Source organism: Wukongibacter baidiensis (genome assembly GCF_050888315.1).
Classification (GTDB): domain Bacteria; phylum Bacillota; class Clostridia; order Peptostreptococcales; family Caminicellaceae; genus Wukongibacter; species Wukongibacter baidiensis.
This window is the reverse complement of sequence record NZ_CP138202.1, coordinates 3,537,027-3,553,645: the sequence shown is the minus strand read 5'-3', so window position 1 is coordinate 3,553,645 and position 16,619 is coordinate 3,537,027. Positions and strand designations below refer to the sequence as shown.

General features: G+C 32.0%; 17 protein-coding genes. 13 read left to right on the top strand and 4 right to left on the bottom strand.

What is annotated here, in order from left to right; all coding sequences use genetic code 11:
* Positions 1–48 precede the first annotated feature (48 nt).
* The 6 genes from R9X47_RS15985 (at position 49) to R9X47_RS15960 (ending at position 3,664) form a co-directional block, all read left to right on the top strand.
* Entirely contained in the window at positions 49–594 is a 546-nt protein-coding gene (locus R9X47_RS15985; RefSeq protein ID WP_432662055.1) for an RNA polymerase sigma factor, read from the top strand.
* Positions 573–1,058, top strand: a complete 486-nt coding sequence (locus R9X47_RS15980) for an anti-sigma factor family protein (RefSeq protein WP_432662054.1) — start codon at positions 573–575, stop codon at positions 1,056–1,058. Before R9X47_RS15985 ends, R9X47_RS15980 begins: the two co-directional genes overlap by 22 nt.
* A gap of 149 nt (positions 1,059–1,207) precedes the next feature.
* Positions 1,208–1,903, top strand: coding sequence for a B-box zinc finger protein (locus tag R9X47_RS15975; RefSeq protein ID WP_432662053.1), 696 nt, complete (start codon positions 1,208–1,210; stop codon positions 1,901–1,903).
* A gap of 184 nt (positions 1,904–2,087) precedes the next feature.
* On the top strand, positions 2,088–2,933 hold the full coding sequence (locus R9X47_RS15970) for a VanW family protein (protein ID WP_432662052.1): 846 nt from the start codon (positions 2,088–2,090) through the stop codon (positions 2,931–2,933).
* A 20-nt stretch (positions 2,934–2,953) separates the two neighbouring features.
* Positions 2,954–3,379: an NUDIX hydrolase gene (locus R9X47_RS15965; RefSeq protein WP_432662051.1), complete on the top strand. Its 426-nt coding sequence runs from the start codon at positions 2,954–2,956 to the stop codon at positions 3,377–3,379.
* A 21-nt stretch (positions 3,380–3,400) separates the two neighbouring features.
* Positions 3,401–3,664, top strand: a complete 264-nt coding sequence (locus R9X47_RS15960; protein WP_432662050.1) for a TfoX/Sxy family protein — start codon at positions 3,401–3,403, stop codon at positions 3,662–3,664.
* Positions 3,665–3,777: 113 nt separating this feature from the next.
* On the opposite strand, the gene R9X47_RS15955 is transcribed toward R9X47_RS15960, so the two are convergent.
* From R9X47_RS15955 to R9X47_RS15945, 3 genes are all read right to left on the bottom strand, one after another.
* A complete protein-coding gene (locus tag R9X47_RS15955) occupies positions 3,778–4,338 on the bottom strand; it encodes a DUF5317 domain-containing protein (RefSeq protein ID WP_432662049.1) in 561 nt (186 codons plus the stop codon).
* Positions 4,328–5,605 (bottom strand): HD-GYP domain-containing protein, encoded by a 1,278-nt coding sequence (locus tag R9X47_RS15950; RefSeq protein WP_432662048.1) that lies wholly within the window; start codon positions 5,603–5,605, stop codon positions 4,328–4,330. The genes R9X47_RS15955 and R9X47_RS15950 overlap by 11 nt, the downstream gene beginning before the upstream one ends.
* A gap of 312 nt (positions 5,606–5,917) precedes the next feature.
* Positions 5,918–6,562 carry a hypothetical protein gene (locus tag R9X47_RS15945; RefSeq protein WP_432662047.1) on the bottom strand — a complete coding sequence of 215 codons (645 nt, stop codon included), beginning with the start codon at positions 6,560–6,562 and terminating at the stop codon, positions 5,918–5,920.
* Between the two features lie 246 nt (positions 6,563–6,808).
* On the opposite strand from R9X47_RS15945, the gene R9X47_RS15940 reads away from it, so the two are divergent.
* The 3 genes from R9X47_RS15940 to R9X47_RS15930 all read left to right on the top strand — a co-directional run bounded on the left by R9X47_RS15940 (position 6,809) and on the right by R9X47_RS15930 (position 10,913).
* Positions 6,809–7,306: a TspO/MBR family protein gene (locus R9X47_RS15940; RefSeq protein ID WP_432662046.1), complete on the top strand. Its 498-nt coding sequence runs from the start codon at positions 6,809–6,811 to the stop codon at positions 7,304–7,306.
* Between the two features lie 434 nt (positions 7,307–7,740).
* The gene (gene abc-f / locus R9X47_RS15935; RefSeq protein WP_432662045.1) at positions 7,741–9,639 is read left to right on the top strand and encodes a ribosomal protection-like ABC-F family protein; all 1,899 of its coding nucleotides are present in this window, start codon (positions 7,741–7,743) and stop codon (positions 9,637–9,639) included.
* A 131-nt stretch (positions 9,640–9,770) separates the two neighbouring features.
* A complete protein-coding gene (locus R9X47_RS15930) occupies positions 9,771–10,913 on the top strand; it encodes a THUMP domain-containing class I SAM-dependent RNA methyltransferase (RefSeq protein WP_432662044.1) in 1,143 nt (380 codons plus the stop codon).
* A gap of 98 nt (positions 10,914–11,011) precedes the next feature.
* Here R9X47_RS15930 and R9X47_RS15925 read toward each other — a convergent pair whose 3' ends face one another.
* Positions 11,012–11,203 (bottom strand): ATP-binding protein, encoded by a 192-nt coding sequence (locus tag R9X47_RS15925; RefSeq protein ID WP_432662043.1) that lies wholly within the window; start codon positions 11,201–11,203, stop codon positions 11,012–11,014.
* 311 nt (positions 11,204–11,514) lie between these two features.
* On the opposite strand from R9X47_RS15925, the gene R9X47_RS15920 reads away from it, so the two are divergent.
* From R9X47_RS15920 to R9X47_RS15905, 4 genes are all read left to right on the top strand, one after another.
* On the top strand, positions 11,515–12,996 hold the full coding sequence (locus R9X47_RS15920) for a leucyl aminopeptidase (protein WP_432662042.1): 1,482 nt from the start codon (positions 11,515–11,517) through the stop codon (positions 12,994–12,996).
* Between the two features lie 237 nt (positions 12,997–13,233).
* Positions 13,234–13,665 carry a DUF6323 family protein gene (locus tag R9X47_RS15915; protein ID WP_432662041.1) on the top strand — a complete coding sequence of 144 codons (432 nt, stop codon included), beginning with the start codon at positions 13,234–13,236 and terminating at the stop codon, positions 13,663–13,665.
* 27 nt (positions 13,666–13,692) lie between these two features.
* Positions 13,693–15,099 carry a DUF6179 domain-containing protein gene (locus R9X47_RS15910; RefSeq protein ID WP_432662040.1) on the top strand — a complete coding sequence of 469 codons (1,407 nt, stop codon included), beginning with the start codon at positions 13,693–13,695 and terminating at the stop codon, positions 15,097–15,099.
* Between the two features lie 352 nt (positions 15,100–15,451).
* The gene (locus tag R9X47_RS15905) at positions 15,452–16,567 is read left to right on the top strand and encodes a SpoIIE family protein phosphatase (protein WP_432662039.1); all 1,116 of its coding nucleotides are present in this window, start codon (positions 15,452–15,454) and stop codon (positions 16,565–16,567) included.
* The last annotated feature ends 52 nt before the right edge of the window (positions 16,568–16,619 follow it).

Sequence of the window (16,619 nt, the reverse complement as noted above, 5' to 3'; positions counted from 1 at the left end):
TTGAATGAAAATGACATAATCAGGGAGATAAAAAGGGGAAATTCTGAGATGTTTAGTAGACTTGTAGACGTCTACAAAAACAGGATTTTTGCCCTGTCCTATAAATTTACCAATGATTATAATGAAGCACAGGATTTATCGCAGGAGATATTTATAAAAATATTTAATAATATAGGAACATTTAGATTTGAGGCTAGTCCTTCAACTTGGATATATAAAATCGCCACTAATATATGTATAGATTACAATAGAAAAAAGAAAAGACAAAAGTTTAAGTTAAATGAAGATATTAGCCAGGGGAGTTTATCAGGGGTTGAAATAAAATCAAAGGACGGTTCCCCAGAGGATATAGTGATAAGTGATGAGAAACAAAGAGAGGTACATAAGGTTATATATAAACTACCTGACATTTATAAATCGGTAATAATAATGTATCACTTTAACGAACTCTCCTATAAGGAGATAGCGAAGGTACTGGATATTCCTGAAAAAACCGTTGAAACTAGATTGTATAGAGCTAGACGGATGTTAAGAGATAAGCTTTTAGAGAAAAGAACTGGAGGTGAAATAGGGTGGAATGTAGAGAAGTTATAGAAATGATTGACAGATACTATGAAAAGCAGTTGAATGATATCGAGGTACATAAGATAGAGAAGCACTTAGAAGAGTGTGATGAATGTAGGAACGAATACGAAGAGATGAAGGTAATATTTAATTTGCTTTTAGATCACCCAATCGTTTTACCTCCTGAAGACTTTACTAATAATATAATGGATAAAGTAGGACACAAGAAGGATTACAGAAGAACAAAGACTATAATGATGAAGAAATGGGGCATAAGCTTTGTTGCAGCAGGCCTACTAATATTTGTATTAAATACGTCTCAGGGATACAGCATAGATGATATGTCTAAATATATATATAGGGATTCTTTTACTAGAAATAGTGGAGTTGCAAAATATATTAAAGAAATACATTCCATTTTTACTAACAAATATGAAAGAGTAAATATTGGAGGATTGAAGTTTTTTAAAGGCATTAGATTTAATAAGGAATAATAGAGCTGTGTTAGATTCTAATATTTAATATAGAGATTCCAGTCAAAACTTTAATTCATACATATCAAAAATCCCCAGAAGTGTCGCATATTTTGATATGTATAAATTAAGATTTACTTGGAACTCTCTATAGTAGGGAGGTCTTTAGTGTGAATTGTAATGTACATCATAAAAAAGAAGCAAGCTTTAGATGCTTTGAATGTGGAGAGTTTATTTGTAAGGAGTGTGCCGTAAAAAGAGATGAAAAGATAATTTGTACAAAATGCTTAGAAAATCATGTGGCTGAAGCTAATAGGAAGGAAATAAGTATTACTGAAGATAGAACTGTGAATAGATATGGTAGAAGATATAGTTCTTTCTTAGCCTTTATATTTTCGCTGGTGCCCGGTGCAGGACAAATGTATCTGGGGTTAATGAAAAGAGGACTACAGCTCATGGTGCTTTTTACTATACCGATAATTGTAGGTAATATATTTTATTTTGATGGATGGTTTATAATACTTAATGTTATAGTCTGGTTTTACAGCTTCTTTGATTGTCTACATATAAGAAGGGATATTAATGAAGGTAAAGCCATTAAAGATGAACTTATCTATGATATTAGTATGATAGATGTAAAGGAGTTAAACTATAAGCATTTAGGTATAGGTTTGATTGCCGTTGGAGGAGTAGTTATACTAAACAATGGGCTTTCTGAGCTAGGACGTTTCATCTATAATCATTTTTCCTATGGAGATGATTTTCACAGGCTATTTAGATTTATTAGACAGTCAAGCTTTCCTGTACTTCTCATAATAGTAGGAGTATATTTGTTAAAAAAATCTAGAGCTGAAAAAGAAGTATAAATGTAGAGATTCCAATAAAACTATTAATTTATACTGAGAACTACTGAGAACTCTTAATAAAAAGCTGTTTCTAGCAAATCGGAAACAGCTTTTTATTGTATGTAATATCTAGTATATAATGATTTGTTAAGTATTTATTTACACTATATTACAAATTATGGTATAATCCTTGTGTGTTAGACATATGAAAGGAAAGAGAATACATATGATACCAAATCTCAAGCCTATAAATAGATCAAAGGCAAGAATATACTTTGGGAAACTATATTACACCTATAGAAGATATTATGATTGGTTTTTTAGTAAGAAGAACTATACAAAGGTAAGGTCAAAAGAACTTCTGCCTATAGTAGCATTTGAGCACAAAACGCCGCTATATAGAAGATTGAAAAATGTTGATATGTGGCTGCAAAGAAATAAAGTTATCAATTTAAGGTTAGCAGTAGAGAGGGTTAATGGGATTATTATTAATCCAAATGAGACATTTTCCTATTGGAAGCTCATAGGAAATCCTACAAGACGAAAAGGATATGTTGATGGTATGGTACTATTTTATGGAGGTTTTAAGGAAGGGGTGGGAGGAGGACTATGTCAATTGTCGAATCTAATATATTGGATGACTCTTCATACACCATTAATAGTAACAGAAAGGTATAGACATAGTTATGATGTTTTTCCTGATTCAAACAGAACCCAGCCCTTTGGAAGTGGAGCCACTTGTGTTTACAATTATAGAGATCTCCAGATACGTAATAATAGCAATGAAAGATATCAACTTCATATATATCTGACCGATGAATACCTTGTTGGGCAGTGGAGAATGGAGGAAAAACCCATATACAGATATGAGGTCTATGAGAAGAAGCACTCTATAACTCATGAATATTGGGGAGGATATGTAAGACATAATGTAATACATAGAAAAAAATATGATCTACAAAATAATCTTATAGATGATGAATATGTAACAGAAAACCATGCACTTATGATGTATGAGCCACTACTGGCTGAAAATGTAAAGAATAATTAAATGTAAAGGGGCCTAAAAGTATGATAGATGTAGGATTTCATGAAGCTGGAGAAGTAGAGGATGAAGTATTAAAATTTGCTGTAATCGCAGCTGAATATGATAACGAATGGATTTATGTAAGACACAGGGAAAGGGATACCTGGGAAATACCTGGGGGCCACAGAGAAGAGAATGAAGATATAACTGATACTGCTAAGAGGGAGTTATTTGAAGAGACTGGAGCGAAGAAATTTTCTATAAGACCCGTATGCGATTATTCCGTTACAAGGAACGAAAAAACTACATATGGAAGATTGTTTTATTCAGTGATTAATGAACTTGGAAAATTGCCAAACTTAGAGATTGAAGAGATCAAGCTATTTGAAAATATGCCAAGAAACCTTACCTATGATGAGATACAACCTCATTTATTTAAAAAAGTATTAGATTGGAAGGATAATTTATAATGCTAAAAAAGGAGACACGATATGGGTCAACTAAGTAAGCTTCCTAATATAGGAAAAACATTGGAGGAAAAATTAAATCAGATAGATATAATTACCAAAGAAGAGCTATTTACTCTAGGGAGTAAAGAGAGCTTTAAAAGAATAAGAGGAATAGACAAAGATGCATGTTTTAATATGCTGTGTGCACTAGAGGGTGCTGTACAGGGAATAAGATGGCATAATTTATCTAAAGAAATTAAAAAAGATTTAAATGATTTTTTGAAATACATTGAGAACGGGAAATAGGTATGAAATGTAGGTTAATAATATATATAATCAACATAGTAACAGGAAATATATATAAGTCTGTGGATAAAATAAAAAAATGTGGAGTTTATCCACATTGAATATTTGAATCATTATTTTTTTTTCATGTTTACCTGTATAAATAAAAATGTACCTATGGCCATAAAAATATCCCCTATGCTTATAGTTTGAGGAAAAGGATATGGTGGAGGTATATTAATGATATCTGCTAAAAGCCAAAGGTTTGCTTCACCTTTAATAAGGACAGCATGACCTGCGATCTTACCCTCTGATAGCATAGCTACACTTTCTGTAAAACCATTTGTTAAAGCTGTATCTATACTTACAGGCATAAACCCATTATTTGCAGCTATAACAACAAAATTTAGAAATACTCCGAAACATACTATCATTAGAGTTTTGCTTTTGACGTTGTAAACGAAAAAAATAAAAAGAAACAGGTAGACTAGAATTTGTATAATCAGATAGTTTTTTGAAAAAAAGAGAGATAAGGGTCTAATATCATTCTTTATAATCAATACACTAATAAATTCTATAGAAAATGAAAGTAGAATTAACCAAAACTTATTTATTTCTATATTTTCTATGCTTCTAAACTTCTTTCCTCTAAGAACAGCCACAATAACTGATATGACTACTGATTCAGCTAACATTAATAAGCATCTCCCTATTTTCGTCCATTATATCCTTAAAAACTTTGGCAACTATTGGATTAAATTGTTTCCCTGCTTCACCAATAATTATATTGGTTGCAGCTGTAAAGGTCATTGCACTTCTATAAGGTCTATTAGAAGTCATGGCATCAAATGCATCGGCAACTGCCAAAATAGAAGATTCTATAGGGATTTCTTCCCCGCCTAGACCATCAGGGTATCCAGTTCCATTATACTTTTCATGATGATGCTTTATAATTCTAGAAACTTCTCTTAGGAAATCCACGTCATTTAATATCTTAGATCCTATCATGGGGTGCTGCTGAATAAGAGTAAACTCATTATCAGTCAAATGACCTGGTTTATTTAGTATGTAATCAGAAATACCAATCTTACCAATATCGTGTAGTAAAGCGGCAGTTTTTATAATATCTACCCTACTATTTGGCAAACACATTTTTCTAGCAATTACTTCAGAATAATGGGCAACTCTATAGGAATGACCATTTGTATAGTGATCCTTTGCATCTATAGCATTTGAAAGAGCCTTTATGGTTTCAAAATATACATTTCTCATATCTAGATATAAGGTAAATGAATAGCGGGCTAAAAGTAAAGGTACAAAGAATAGCAAGACTCCAAACCATCCATAATTTGTGTAAGCAATTGCCATGAGAATTCCTAATGGTGCAATTGCAAATAAGTTTTTAACAACCCAAACATTTGAAAGCAACAAGTCCTTAAAAGGTCTCCTTTCAATGAGTGAGAATAAAATCATGTAAATGCATGTGTTGACAGCTACGTAAGTACCTACAGCGAAGATAATACCTAAAATACTGAAACTTGATATTTTTCCAGTTGGAAGTAAGTAGTTACCAAATTTATAGGTATATCCTGCAGACAAATAAGAGATAGCATATGCACATCCATTAAAAAGTCGCTTATAGAAAGAAGAATTGAGAATATGATTATATTTTCCGTTCTTTTTTTGTATACAAAACATAGTACCAATAAACATTATTAAAGCTGCTGTAAGTGGATGAAAAGAAATTAGTACAGCAAGTCCTATGGCGAAGCCAATAGAAATATATGCTGAATTACTTATAATAATAGATAATGACTCTGTAGTTATTGCAAGCACAATAAAAAAGATAATAGGGAAAAAGGTACTAGAATTTTTTAAAGAATAGATACTAAAAAAAATACTGATTAAACCAGATAGAATAATAAAATGACTATAAAGTTGATAATTCTTAAGTTTAATCATAACTCAAAGCTCCTTAAATATTTTAAGCCGACATATTTAAAATCTTAGTGCCAACCCCAAGCTGAACCACCAGCTAAAACTAATGATAATAAAGACGTTAAAGCTACCATTAATCTTTTCACGATATATAGCCCCCTTTGTAAGTTCCTCTGCGGCTACGCTAATTTTACAGGCTATCATCGCTTCGCTATAAAAAGATTAAAAATAAGGTTAAAAAATGATCTAATATGCCGGCCTAAATACTATATTGAATATATTTATAAAGATAATCAAATTGAAGGTTTAATAAATTTTAATGTTGTTTATTTATAACTAATTATTAAATCGTACAAGTCTTCTGTTTATTGCATCGAGTGTCGCCTTTACAATGCTTTCTTTTTCATTTTTTCTTATTATAGCAGAACCAACCAAGAGTTCTTCTTGATAAGCAGTAATAAAGCTAATAGCGATTGTAAGTACCTCTCTTTTAGCTAAATTTATCTTTTCTATATCTTCAACTACAAATGTATTGGCTATATGTAGTAAATTATGTATGCAGTCAAGGGTAGCTGAAGCTATTAATCTATAGGTATTCATAGTAGAGTTTGCGCCCCTTGCGATACCTTCATAAACCGCATCGCCCTTTCGAAGAACTACTTTTATCTCAGCAATGTTACCTACCGTAGTATAGTTAATCGAATCAATTACTAGTCTAAAATCGTTATCTGAATTCTGGTCAAAGGCTACTTGAGCAATGCTGATTTTTTTATGGTCAATAGAGCTTCCGAACTTTGCGGCTAGTGCCGATTGAACATCCCTAGATATTTGCTTAGGATTTCTATTATTACTAGATAAAACATGTAACTCTAAAACTTCTTGATTTTCATCAAGAACGATCTTAGAAGATATTATATCTGGCAAGCTATTTACGATTTCTTCCATAGAAGCAGAAAGCATTGTATTGTCTTTATTTTCCATAGTATCCCCCTAATTAAATATGGCCGAATTCCGTTACTACATTCATCATTATTTATTCGACTAAAGTTTCTGATTTCCTTCAAAAATATATAAGAAAATAGAGATATATCAATAATCTTGATTAATATATACTATCTTAAATTACAGCATTTCAAAGATCTGTTATATATTCAAAAATATGTTTTGATCATGTCCTTCGATTTATATGAATATTAATTAATATAAATGAGTATTGGAGGAATTGAGTTGTTAAGATTATTTAGAGTTAACGGAAGAATTAATTGGACTGCACTTATTATTAGTATCATGATTCCATTATTGGTGGGATTTCTTAGCTCATATTTTATTAGAGATGCATTTCAGACCTATGGGCAGCTTAATAAACCGAGTTTTGCACCACCAGCTCAAATTTTTCAGCCAGCTTGGACAATATTGTATATACTTATGGGAATCGCAAGTTATAGGGTGTGGATGTATGGTATAGAAAGACCCGATGTAAGAAGCGCACTTTTCTACTATGGACTACAGCTTATATTTAAGTTCCTATGGTCAATAATTTTCTTCAGATTAGGATTAAGGGGCTTAGCATACATTGAAATAATTATGTTGCTGATATTGATACTTATCACTACAATTAAGTTTTATAGAATTGACAAGGTTGCAGGGTATCTTTTAGTTCCATATATATTATGGGTTGCCTTTGCGTCGGTTCTAAATCTATCTATATGGCTTCTGAATATGTAATCTGGATTATAAGAATATTGCAATTTATTAGAAATATATGATAAAATATAAATATATAATTTTAAGGAGGTGTAAAGGTGAAGGTTCAAGTTTTAGTTGATTGTATTTTGGATAGACTCCCAGCTAATCGTTCTATGAAATTTAATTTCTTAAACCAAGGGGGAAGTGCGTCCAAAATTAAATATTATGTCAACTAAAATTAAGTAAATCATCTTTACCTAAATTAAGAATAGTCTATTAACCCAGGTAAGAAGTTACTTTCCTGGGTTTTTTATGTCTATAAGGATATATATTAATATATATTTAAACAAAAAAGGTCTAAGCGGAGATTTACTTGCTTAGACCTTTTTTTCGTGTGGAAAATTAAATTCGAGTTAAAAGATGAAATGCCTTTAAACTTAGAACTTTATTATTGCTAATAGGAGGAATAAAAAATGATAGAAATCGGTTTGAAAAATATAGAAAAATATTATGGAGCCAATAAGGTTCTAGAGGATGTTAGCTTTGAAATTCAAAGTGGAGATATAGTAGGTATGCTAGGACGAAATGGGAGTGGAAAAACTACGATATTTAAAATAATATCTAAGCTAGAAAACTATGATGGGGGAACCCTAGCCATAAGAAAGGGTGCCACCATAGGATATTTAGATCAGATACCGGAATATCCAGAGCAGTATAAAGTTGGTGATGTTTTAAATGAAGCTTTTAAAAAGGTATTAGATATTAAGGAAAGGCTAAGAAACCTTGAGGATGAAATGACAAAGGTAGAAGATGAAAAGCTTGATGGAGTAATGAAAAAATATGGAGATTTACAGATGGAATATGAGAATAAAGGTGGCTATGAAATAGAAGAAAAAATAAGCAAGATATGTACTGGTCTTAAAATTGATAATGAATTCAAAGAAAGACTTTTCAATACACTGAGTGGAGGAGAAAAAACTACAGTGATGTTGGGGAAAATATTACTTTTAAATCCAAATATACTTTTGCTAGATGAGCCTACAAACCACTTGGATATAGATTCAGTTGAATGGCTTGAGGAGTTTTTAAAGGAATATAAGGGAACCGTATTGATTATATCCCATGATAGATATTTCCTAGATGCAGTTGTTGGAAAGATAGTGGAGATTGAGAATGGAAAGTCGAATATTTATCTTGGAAACTACTCATATTATGTTGAGGAAAAGGAAAGAAGGTTCTTACAGCAGCTTGAGCTCTATAAATCGCAGCAAAAGAAGATCAAGTCCATGGAGGAAGCAATTAAGAGATTTAGGGATTGGGGAAACCGTGGGGATAATGATAAAATGTTTAAAAAAGCAGCAAGTATGCAAAAGCGAATTGAAAGGATGGATAAAATAGATAGGCCTATTGTGGATAAAACAAATATGAAGCTCGACTTTTCCACAGATTCTAGATCTGGTAAGGATGTAATCAAAGTAAAGGCTCTAGAAAAAGGGTTTGGAGATAAACTTATATTAAAAAACTTAGATTTTCATGTAATATATAGTGATAAGGTAGCCATTCTAGGGAAAAATGGTTGTGGAAAATCTACACTTTTGAAAATATTATTAAATGAGATCAACGCAGACGGAGGAGAAGTTAGAATAGCTCCAGCTGCTAAGATAGGTTATTTACAGCAAGAAATTGAATTCAGTAACAAAGAACACACTATTTTAGAGGCTTTTAGAGAGATCTGCCCAGTATCAGAAGGCGAGGCTAGGGGTATATTAGCAAGGTTTTCATTTTACGCCGATGATGTATTTAAAAAAGTTAAAAACCTATCGGGGGGAGAAAAGGTAAGACTTAAACTATGTCAGCTTATGCAAAGAGATATAAATCTGCTAATATTGGATGAACCAACAAACCATCTTGATATTGATTCTAGAGAAATGATGGAGCAGGCATTGAGTCTGTTTAATGGAACGATAGTTTTTATATCCCATGACAGATATTTTATAAATAAAATAGCCGATAGAATTGTAGAAATAGATAACAAAAGATTAGTTAACTATGTAGGGAATTACGATTATTATAGGGAAAAAAGATCAAAAGAAAAGCTAATCATCGAGGAGAAGGGGAATACTAAAAAGGTAAAGAAAAAGAAGGATGTAAATCAAAGCAAAACTGCAATAGATACCAAGGCGAATGACAAAAGAATTAAGGAAATTGAGGAGGAGATTGAAAGATTAGAAGAGCAGCTACATGAGATCGATAAAGAGCTAGTGCATAACTCTGATGACTATGAAAAGCTTGCAAAAATCCACGATGCAAAATGTAATTTGCAACAAAGGCTTGAAAGTTTACTAGAAGATTGGGTAAAATTAAGTTCATAGGATAAAAGTTAACTAAAGTAATGCTATTCTAGAGATTAATAAATTTCACTGAAAGAATGTAGAAGCGTTCATTATTCCAGTAAAATTTATTTAAAGTTTTAAAGTAGCATGACTATAATAGGAGAGATAAAATGGCAAAGTTAGAACTTATAGCAACCGCAGCATTTGGAATCGAGGCCGTAGTTGCAAGGGAAATTAAAGAGTTGGGATACGAGGATGTTACTGTGGAGAATGGAAGAGTAACATTTACAGGGAACGAAGAAGCCATATGTAAAAGTAATCTATGGCTTAGATGTGCAGATAGAGTATATTTAAAGGTAGGAGAGTTTGTTGCTACAACCTTTGAAGAGTTGTTTCAACAGGTTAAGGCATTGCCTTGGGAAAACTATCTTGGAATAGATGCAAATTTTCCTGTTAATGCAAAGTCAGTAAAATCAAAGCTTTTTAGTTTGTCGGATATTCAAGCAATCTCTAAGAAAGCTATAGTTGAAAAGATGAAGTCTATCTACATGCAGGATTGGTTTGAGGAAAGCGGAAGTAAATACCCTATAATGATTTCTATCTTAAAGGATAAGGTAACTGTATCAATAGACACCAGTGGTGCAGGGCTTCACAAAAGGGGCTATAGAGAAGTCGGGAGTGAAGCGCCGTTAAAGGAAACCTTAGCTGCAGCCATGGTAAAAATAAGTAGATGGCGACCAGATAGAGTCCTTATAGATCCCTTCTGCGGTTCTGGTACTATAGCAATAGAAGCTGCTTTAATAGGAAGGAATATTGCTCCAGGAATCAATAGAAAATTTATATCAGAAGAATGGGATATGATACCGAAGGACCTATGGAAAAAGGTGAAAAAGGAAGCCTATGAGGCTATGGAATATGATAGAGAGCTAGAGATCTACGGGTATGATATAGATGGTAGAATAGCAAAGATAGCTATGAATAATGCAGAAGAAGCAGGGGTAGAAGACTGTATCCATTTTCAAAGAAGACCAGTAAGTGAGATTAGCTCAAAGAAAAAATATGGATATATTATATGTAATCCACCCTATGGAGAAAGACTTAGCGAGAAAAAGGAAGTAGAAAGATTGTATAAGGAAATGGGCAAGGTTTTTGCAAAGCTTGACACATGGTCCTACTACGTAATTACCTCCCATGAAGAATTTCAACAGTGCTTTGGAAAAAAAGCCGATAAAAATCGTAAGCTTTACAATGGACGAATCAAGTGTTATTTCTATCAATATTTTGGACCAAGACCGCCGAGAAGAAGCGAATAGCATATATTAATGGTGTAGCATCAAAACAGGAAATAGGCTCTATTAGGAGGGCTTATTTCCTTTTTTAAACTATATGTAAGGTTTTTAATCATTATAAATCATGGTGATATACTCAAATCTCGGTTCTTATTAAAACTTATCTCAAATATAGTTTTATAGTCTGGATCCCTTGTTAAATATATATTTTCGCCATGCTTCTCTATAATTTGTTTAACTACATAAAGGCCTATACCACTATTAGCAGAGTTTCGAGACATATCTTCCTGAAAATCTACTTTTAACTTAATCATATCAATACCACTATAATTGTACTTGCGTACCTTATTTTAAACCTATCTACCTTGAATAAAGCATATATATATTAAATAAATATTAATCAATAATTAATATTTATTAATGTTAGATATATTTACTAGAGAAACGTAATTGAGAGCTGATATTCTTAGGTTAGGATACTAGATATTAAAATAGGAAATAATTATTCTGATAGGATTGACTTCCTATTTTCAGTTTCTATAAATATTTTATGGGTAAATATATATAAATAAATTTATATATATTATAATGATAATATATAGTAAAAATCTGAGGAGGGCAATACATGAAGATTACTTATAATAGCTTAGACAAAAACCTTTCTGTTGAAGGGGTTATACTACCATATTTTCAAGACCACGAAGCAGACTATGAAGGATTAGCTCTTTTAAGCAATAACAAACTGCCAATGAAGCATCTAAAGAGCAAAAAGTTATTTTCAGGAAAGAAGGGCGAAATATATAATTTATATTTTCAAAATGGTGATGTAGGTTTAGATGTTATGTTAATCGGACTTGGTAAAATGGAGGATTTGACGGGCAATATACTTAGAAAGGCCGTTGGTAAAGGATATAAAGCATTAAAGAAAAAGAAGCCAGTATCTATAGGAGTATACTTAAATGATGTAACAGAAGGCCTTAAATGCAGCTACGCAATTGCTAGAAATACGGCAGAAGCTATAGTTATGTCGGATTATAAATTCGATGATTATAAGACTGATAAAAAGAAGGAACTTTTAGAGGAAGTTACACTTTTATTTGATGGAATAGATGAAGAGTTTAAAAATGGTTTTGATGAAGGCATTAGTATAGGGAATAGTACTGTCCTAGCTAGGATTTTAGTTAATGAACCGGCTAATATTTTAACACCAGCGGATTTAGCTAAGAGAGTAAAGAGCTTAGGAGAGGAAAAGGACTTTGAAGTAGAAGTTTACGAGTTAGAAAAAATTCAAGAACTAAAGATGGAGGCCTACTTATCCGTTGCTAAGGGTTCTACAGAGCCGCCGAAGTTTATTATCATGAGATACAATGGTAATCCTGGAGGTGAGACCCTAGGATTGGTTGGCAAAGGATTAACATATGATTCAGGTGGACTGTCTATAAAGCCTACAAAGAGTATGAGTACCATGAAAAGTGATATGGGCGGTGCTGCAGCCGTTATTGGTGCAATGTCAGCCATTGCGGAAAACAAATTGAAGGTTAATGTAACAGCCGTTGTAGCTGCATGTGAGAATATGATATCCGGTGGCAGTTACAAGCCTGGAGATATAATAGGTTCAATGGGTGGTAAGACGATATTCATTGGTAATACAGATGCAGAGGGTAGACTTACACTAATAGATGCAATGCATTATATTGTAACCCATGAAAAAGTAGATAAGGTAGTAGACATTGCAACTCTTACTGGAGCAGCAATTCACTGCTTAGGCCATGAAGCTACAGTAGGTATAGGAAATAACGATGAATTTTTCACTCTTATAGATAAGAGCTTTAATAAAGCAGGAGAAAATATTTGGAGAATGCCGATTTTTGAAGAATACAAAGAGCTAATCAAGCATTCTGAAGCAGATTTAACCAATTTAGCAGGTAGTCCTGGTACTATAACGGCAGGTATGTTTGTTGGAGAATTTGCCGGTGATATACCGTGGATTCACTTGGATATCGCAGGAACGTCATGGGCTGCTAAGGAGAAGGAATATATTTCAAAAGGCGGTACGGGTGTAGGTGTAAGGCCTTTATACTATTTGGCTAAAGAGATGACTAAGTAGAGACCCTTTTATGATCATAAAATGAATACATCAAAAAAAATAAGCAGCAGGATAAAAGAAAAACCCTCATGGAATCTTTCCGTGAGGGTTTGTTTTAATACTTAAATTATTGACAAAAAAATAATTGTGGTGTATAATTATTAATCTGAAATTCAAACAACTACCACTCTTGATCATACCACAAAACAAACTATTTGTCAAGTGATTGTGTAAAAATAATTTAAGGAGGATTGCAATATGTTTTTAGAACTGATAAATAAGAAACAATATGACCTCCAAGCGAGACAACTATTCCTAGAACTAAATGAAGATATTAGCAAAACCCATAATTCATTAACTATTTTAGAAATTAAAGAAGTTATTAAAGAAAGAGATAACATGTTAGTTAATTACGGGTTAGTAGAGCTGGGAATAGACGTTCTAGGGAAGCTTATGAAAGGTTTCAGAGGCTCTTCTTATATTGTCCAAGAAGATTATATGGAAACATTGATTGAGATTCAGGAAATATTTTATTTTGTAAAAAGAGAAACCGATGATACATTAAGTGACGATGTGCTTATAGAACTTTTGATAGAGACCTTTAACAATGACTGTAGAGGGTCATTAGATTTACTATGGATTAACATGGAGAGGTATGCCACAAAATTTAGACGGGAAAATCTTGAATAAAGATAGTGGTTGGGGGGAAGTAGAGATATGAATAATATTATAACAAATAAGAGTATAAGCAGAGATGAACTAGATATTAATCAATATACTGTGTCACTATTAAAACTAGGCTATAAAGCTGGTCTAGTAAATGAATGTACTATAAATAGGTTTCAAATACAGCTTCAAGATGTAGTAAAGGATTTAATATTAGAATACACCAAGGGTAATAGCTCTTCTGTAAGGGTGGAAACAGCAGATCGAATTTTGATATCACTATTATATTGTATTGATGCATATATAGCAGATTTTAGCAGTTTGGAGGATGCCTTAGCTATTATTAATAAAGATGATTTAAATGATATATATTTAAGAGGATATGAACAGGTAAAACAATGTCTTAATGAGACTGAGATGAAGTATAAAGAGATAATGGAAAAGAAACTAGATATACCACTAGAAATCTATAACGATACCTTAGATAATGCATTAGCTGACTTCTTCAAAGTATATGAAATAAAATTCAATTCCCATGATACCATGACCAGTATTGACTATCCCTTGGTCTTTGATGACATGAATATTAGGGGCGTATATTACATTAAGAATTATCTAGTCAATTTAGATATAGAGAATCATTTTTGTAGTCTCTTCTCTATATTTGAGATAAATAAAATAATCGAATTCTACAGTAGATTACATGGTGTAAAACCAAAGGATATTTATATAAATGTTTTTGAAATAGTAGTTAATAATTCAGTATTTTCTCTATTGGCCGGAGAATCTGCTAAGAATCTTATAATATCTAACCAGCAGTATTCTTACTTGACTGGAAGACTTGGGAGACTACATCTTCACGAGTTAGAGAATATAATTGAAGGAGCTATTTACAGAATTTTAAAGGAATTATCCTGTAGCAATATAGAAGTTAGAAACTATCTCAGGAGATATAAGGAGCTCTTAGTGGAGAGGATATTAAATGCAAGGTACTGTGGAGATTTTAAGTACTTAATAATAAAAGATAATTACGAAGAAATGAAGGATAATGGAATAGAATTTCAAGAAGGTGACAGAATGGATGATGAAAGTTTTCGAAGGACTGTAAACAAGGTTTTTGAAGCCAGTGAATTATCCGATAAGATTAGTATTATAAGATCTAGTGTAGGATCATTAGGTGATTTTATAGACATACTTAATTCTGAGTGTCTATTCGGAGATGAGTATCTAGCCTTGTACTCTAATATGGAGAATATTGAATTGGCAATGCTATTGAAAATACTCCTACGAGATGAGTTTGAGGGTGGCAGAAGAGAACATATAGAAGATATACTGTATGTCTTAGAAGAAAGATATATAGATAGTGTATGGGAAGAGTATTTAGCTAAATTTATATGTTCATTAAACCTTGATAATTTAAAATATATAGAGGGAATTATTAATGGAAGATTTTATTAGACATACAAAATAAAGAATAAAATTTAAAGTCTTATAAACCCTCAATATGTTATAATTTGGGTATAGATTTAATTTTCAATTTTACGATGTTTATATTATAATGTTTGTATTATATATTATATAAGCTACGAAAAATTTACTACATTTTGAAAATTTAAAATCCTCAAAACGCTGGCTGTAAAATCTCCAGAATGTAAGATGTTTATCGTATTATATATAGAATAATTTGTGAAAAGTATATAAAGTGATTAAAATTTTCTATAGTTACAGGAATTTAAATATCAATATAGAATAAATACTAAGAGAACGGTTGTTTCCGTTCTTAATATCTATATAAAATGGGGAGAGGCCTATGGAAAAGATATTAACCCAAAAACTTGAAAGACAGAAACGGTTTACCGAAGATATCTTGGCAGGAATGATAGACCTTGTAAGGGTTATAGATAAAAATAATAAGATAATTTTTCTTAATGACCCTATGAGAGAATTGATTGGTGATGTAAGGGGTCAAGTCTGTTATACTGCTCTCGGAAAACCTTGCAAGTGCAAAACTTGTATTTCAGAAACAACTATAAAGCATGGCAAGATAATTAAAAAAGAGGAAATTGTAGGTGACAAAAGATTTTCTGTAGTAAGCTCTCCAATACGTGATGAAAATGGTGAAATATATTGTGCGGTAGAGGTTTTTAGGGATGTTACAGAAAAGAGAAAGATGGAGAAAATTATACTTGATCAAAATCTTAAAATGAAAAAGGATTTGGATTTTGCAAAGTATATACAACAAAGAATAATCCCACAAGATGGTATTTATAATGATATGATAAGGATAGATTCGAAATATATTCCAAGTGAAATGTTGGGTGGAGACGTATTTGACATTATTAATATAGACGAAGACAATATAGGAATATATATGGCCGATGTTTCTGGACATGGAGTAACGGCTTCTATGATGACAATGTTTATTAGACAAACATTGAAAAGTCTTAAAAAAGATGCCCTAGATCCAGGTTATACTCTGAACTATTTAAATTCTAGATATAAAGAGTTAGGTCTTGATGATAACTATTATATAACTATTCTCTATGGGGTATTTAATAAGAAGACCTCCACAATTAGAATTGTAAACGGTGGACATAATTGTATGCCGATTATCTTTAGCAACGATGAAGCCCATGAAATCTTTTTACCGGGGCTTCCAATATGCAATCTTTTTGATGACGTAGAATATACTGAGCATACTATACATCTTAATAGTGGAGATAGAGTGCTTTTCTATACAGATGGAATAAGTGAGGCAAAAAGTACTTCTAAAGAAATTTATTCAGATCGTATATTGGAAATATGTTCAGAAAGCCTGGATGTAAACAGTAAAAGCTTAATAAGCAAAATCATTGATGATGTAGTAGATTTCTCGAATAACAATCTGGATGATGATGTAGCTATAATGATGATGGAAGTTGTATAAAAGTATTTAAAAAGTTTAGACGGGGATGTATCATAAAGGTTTTTTATGATAC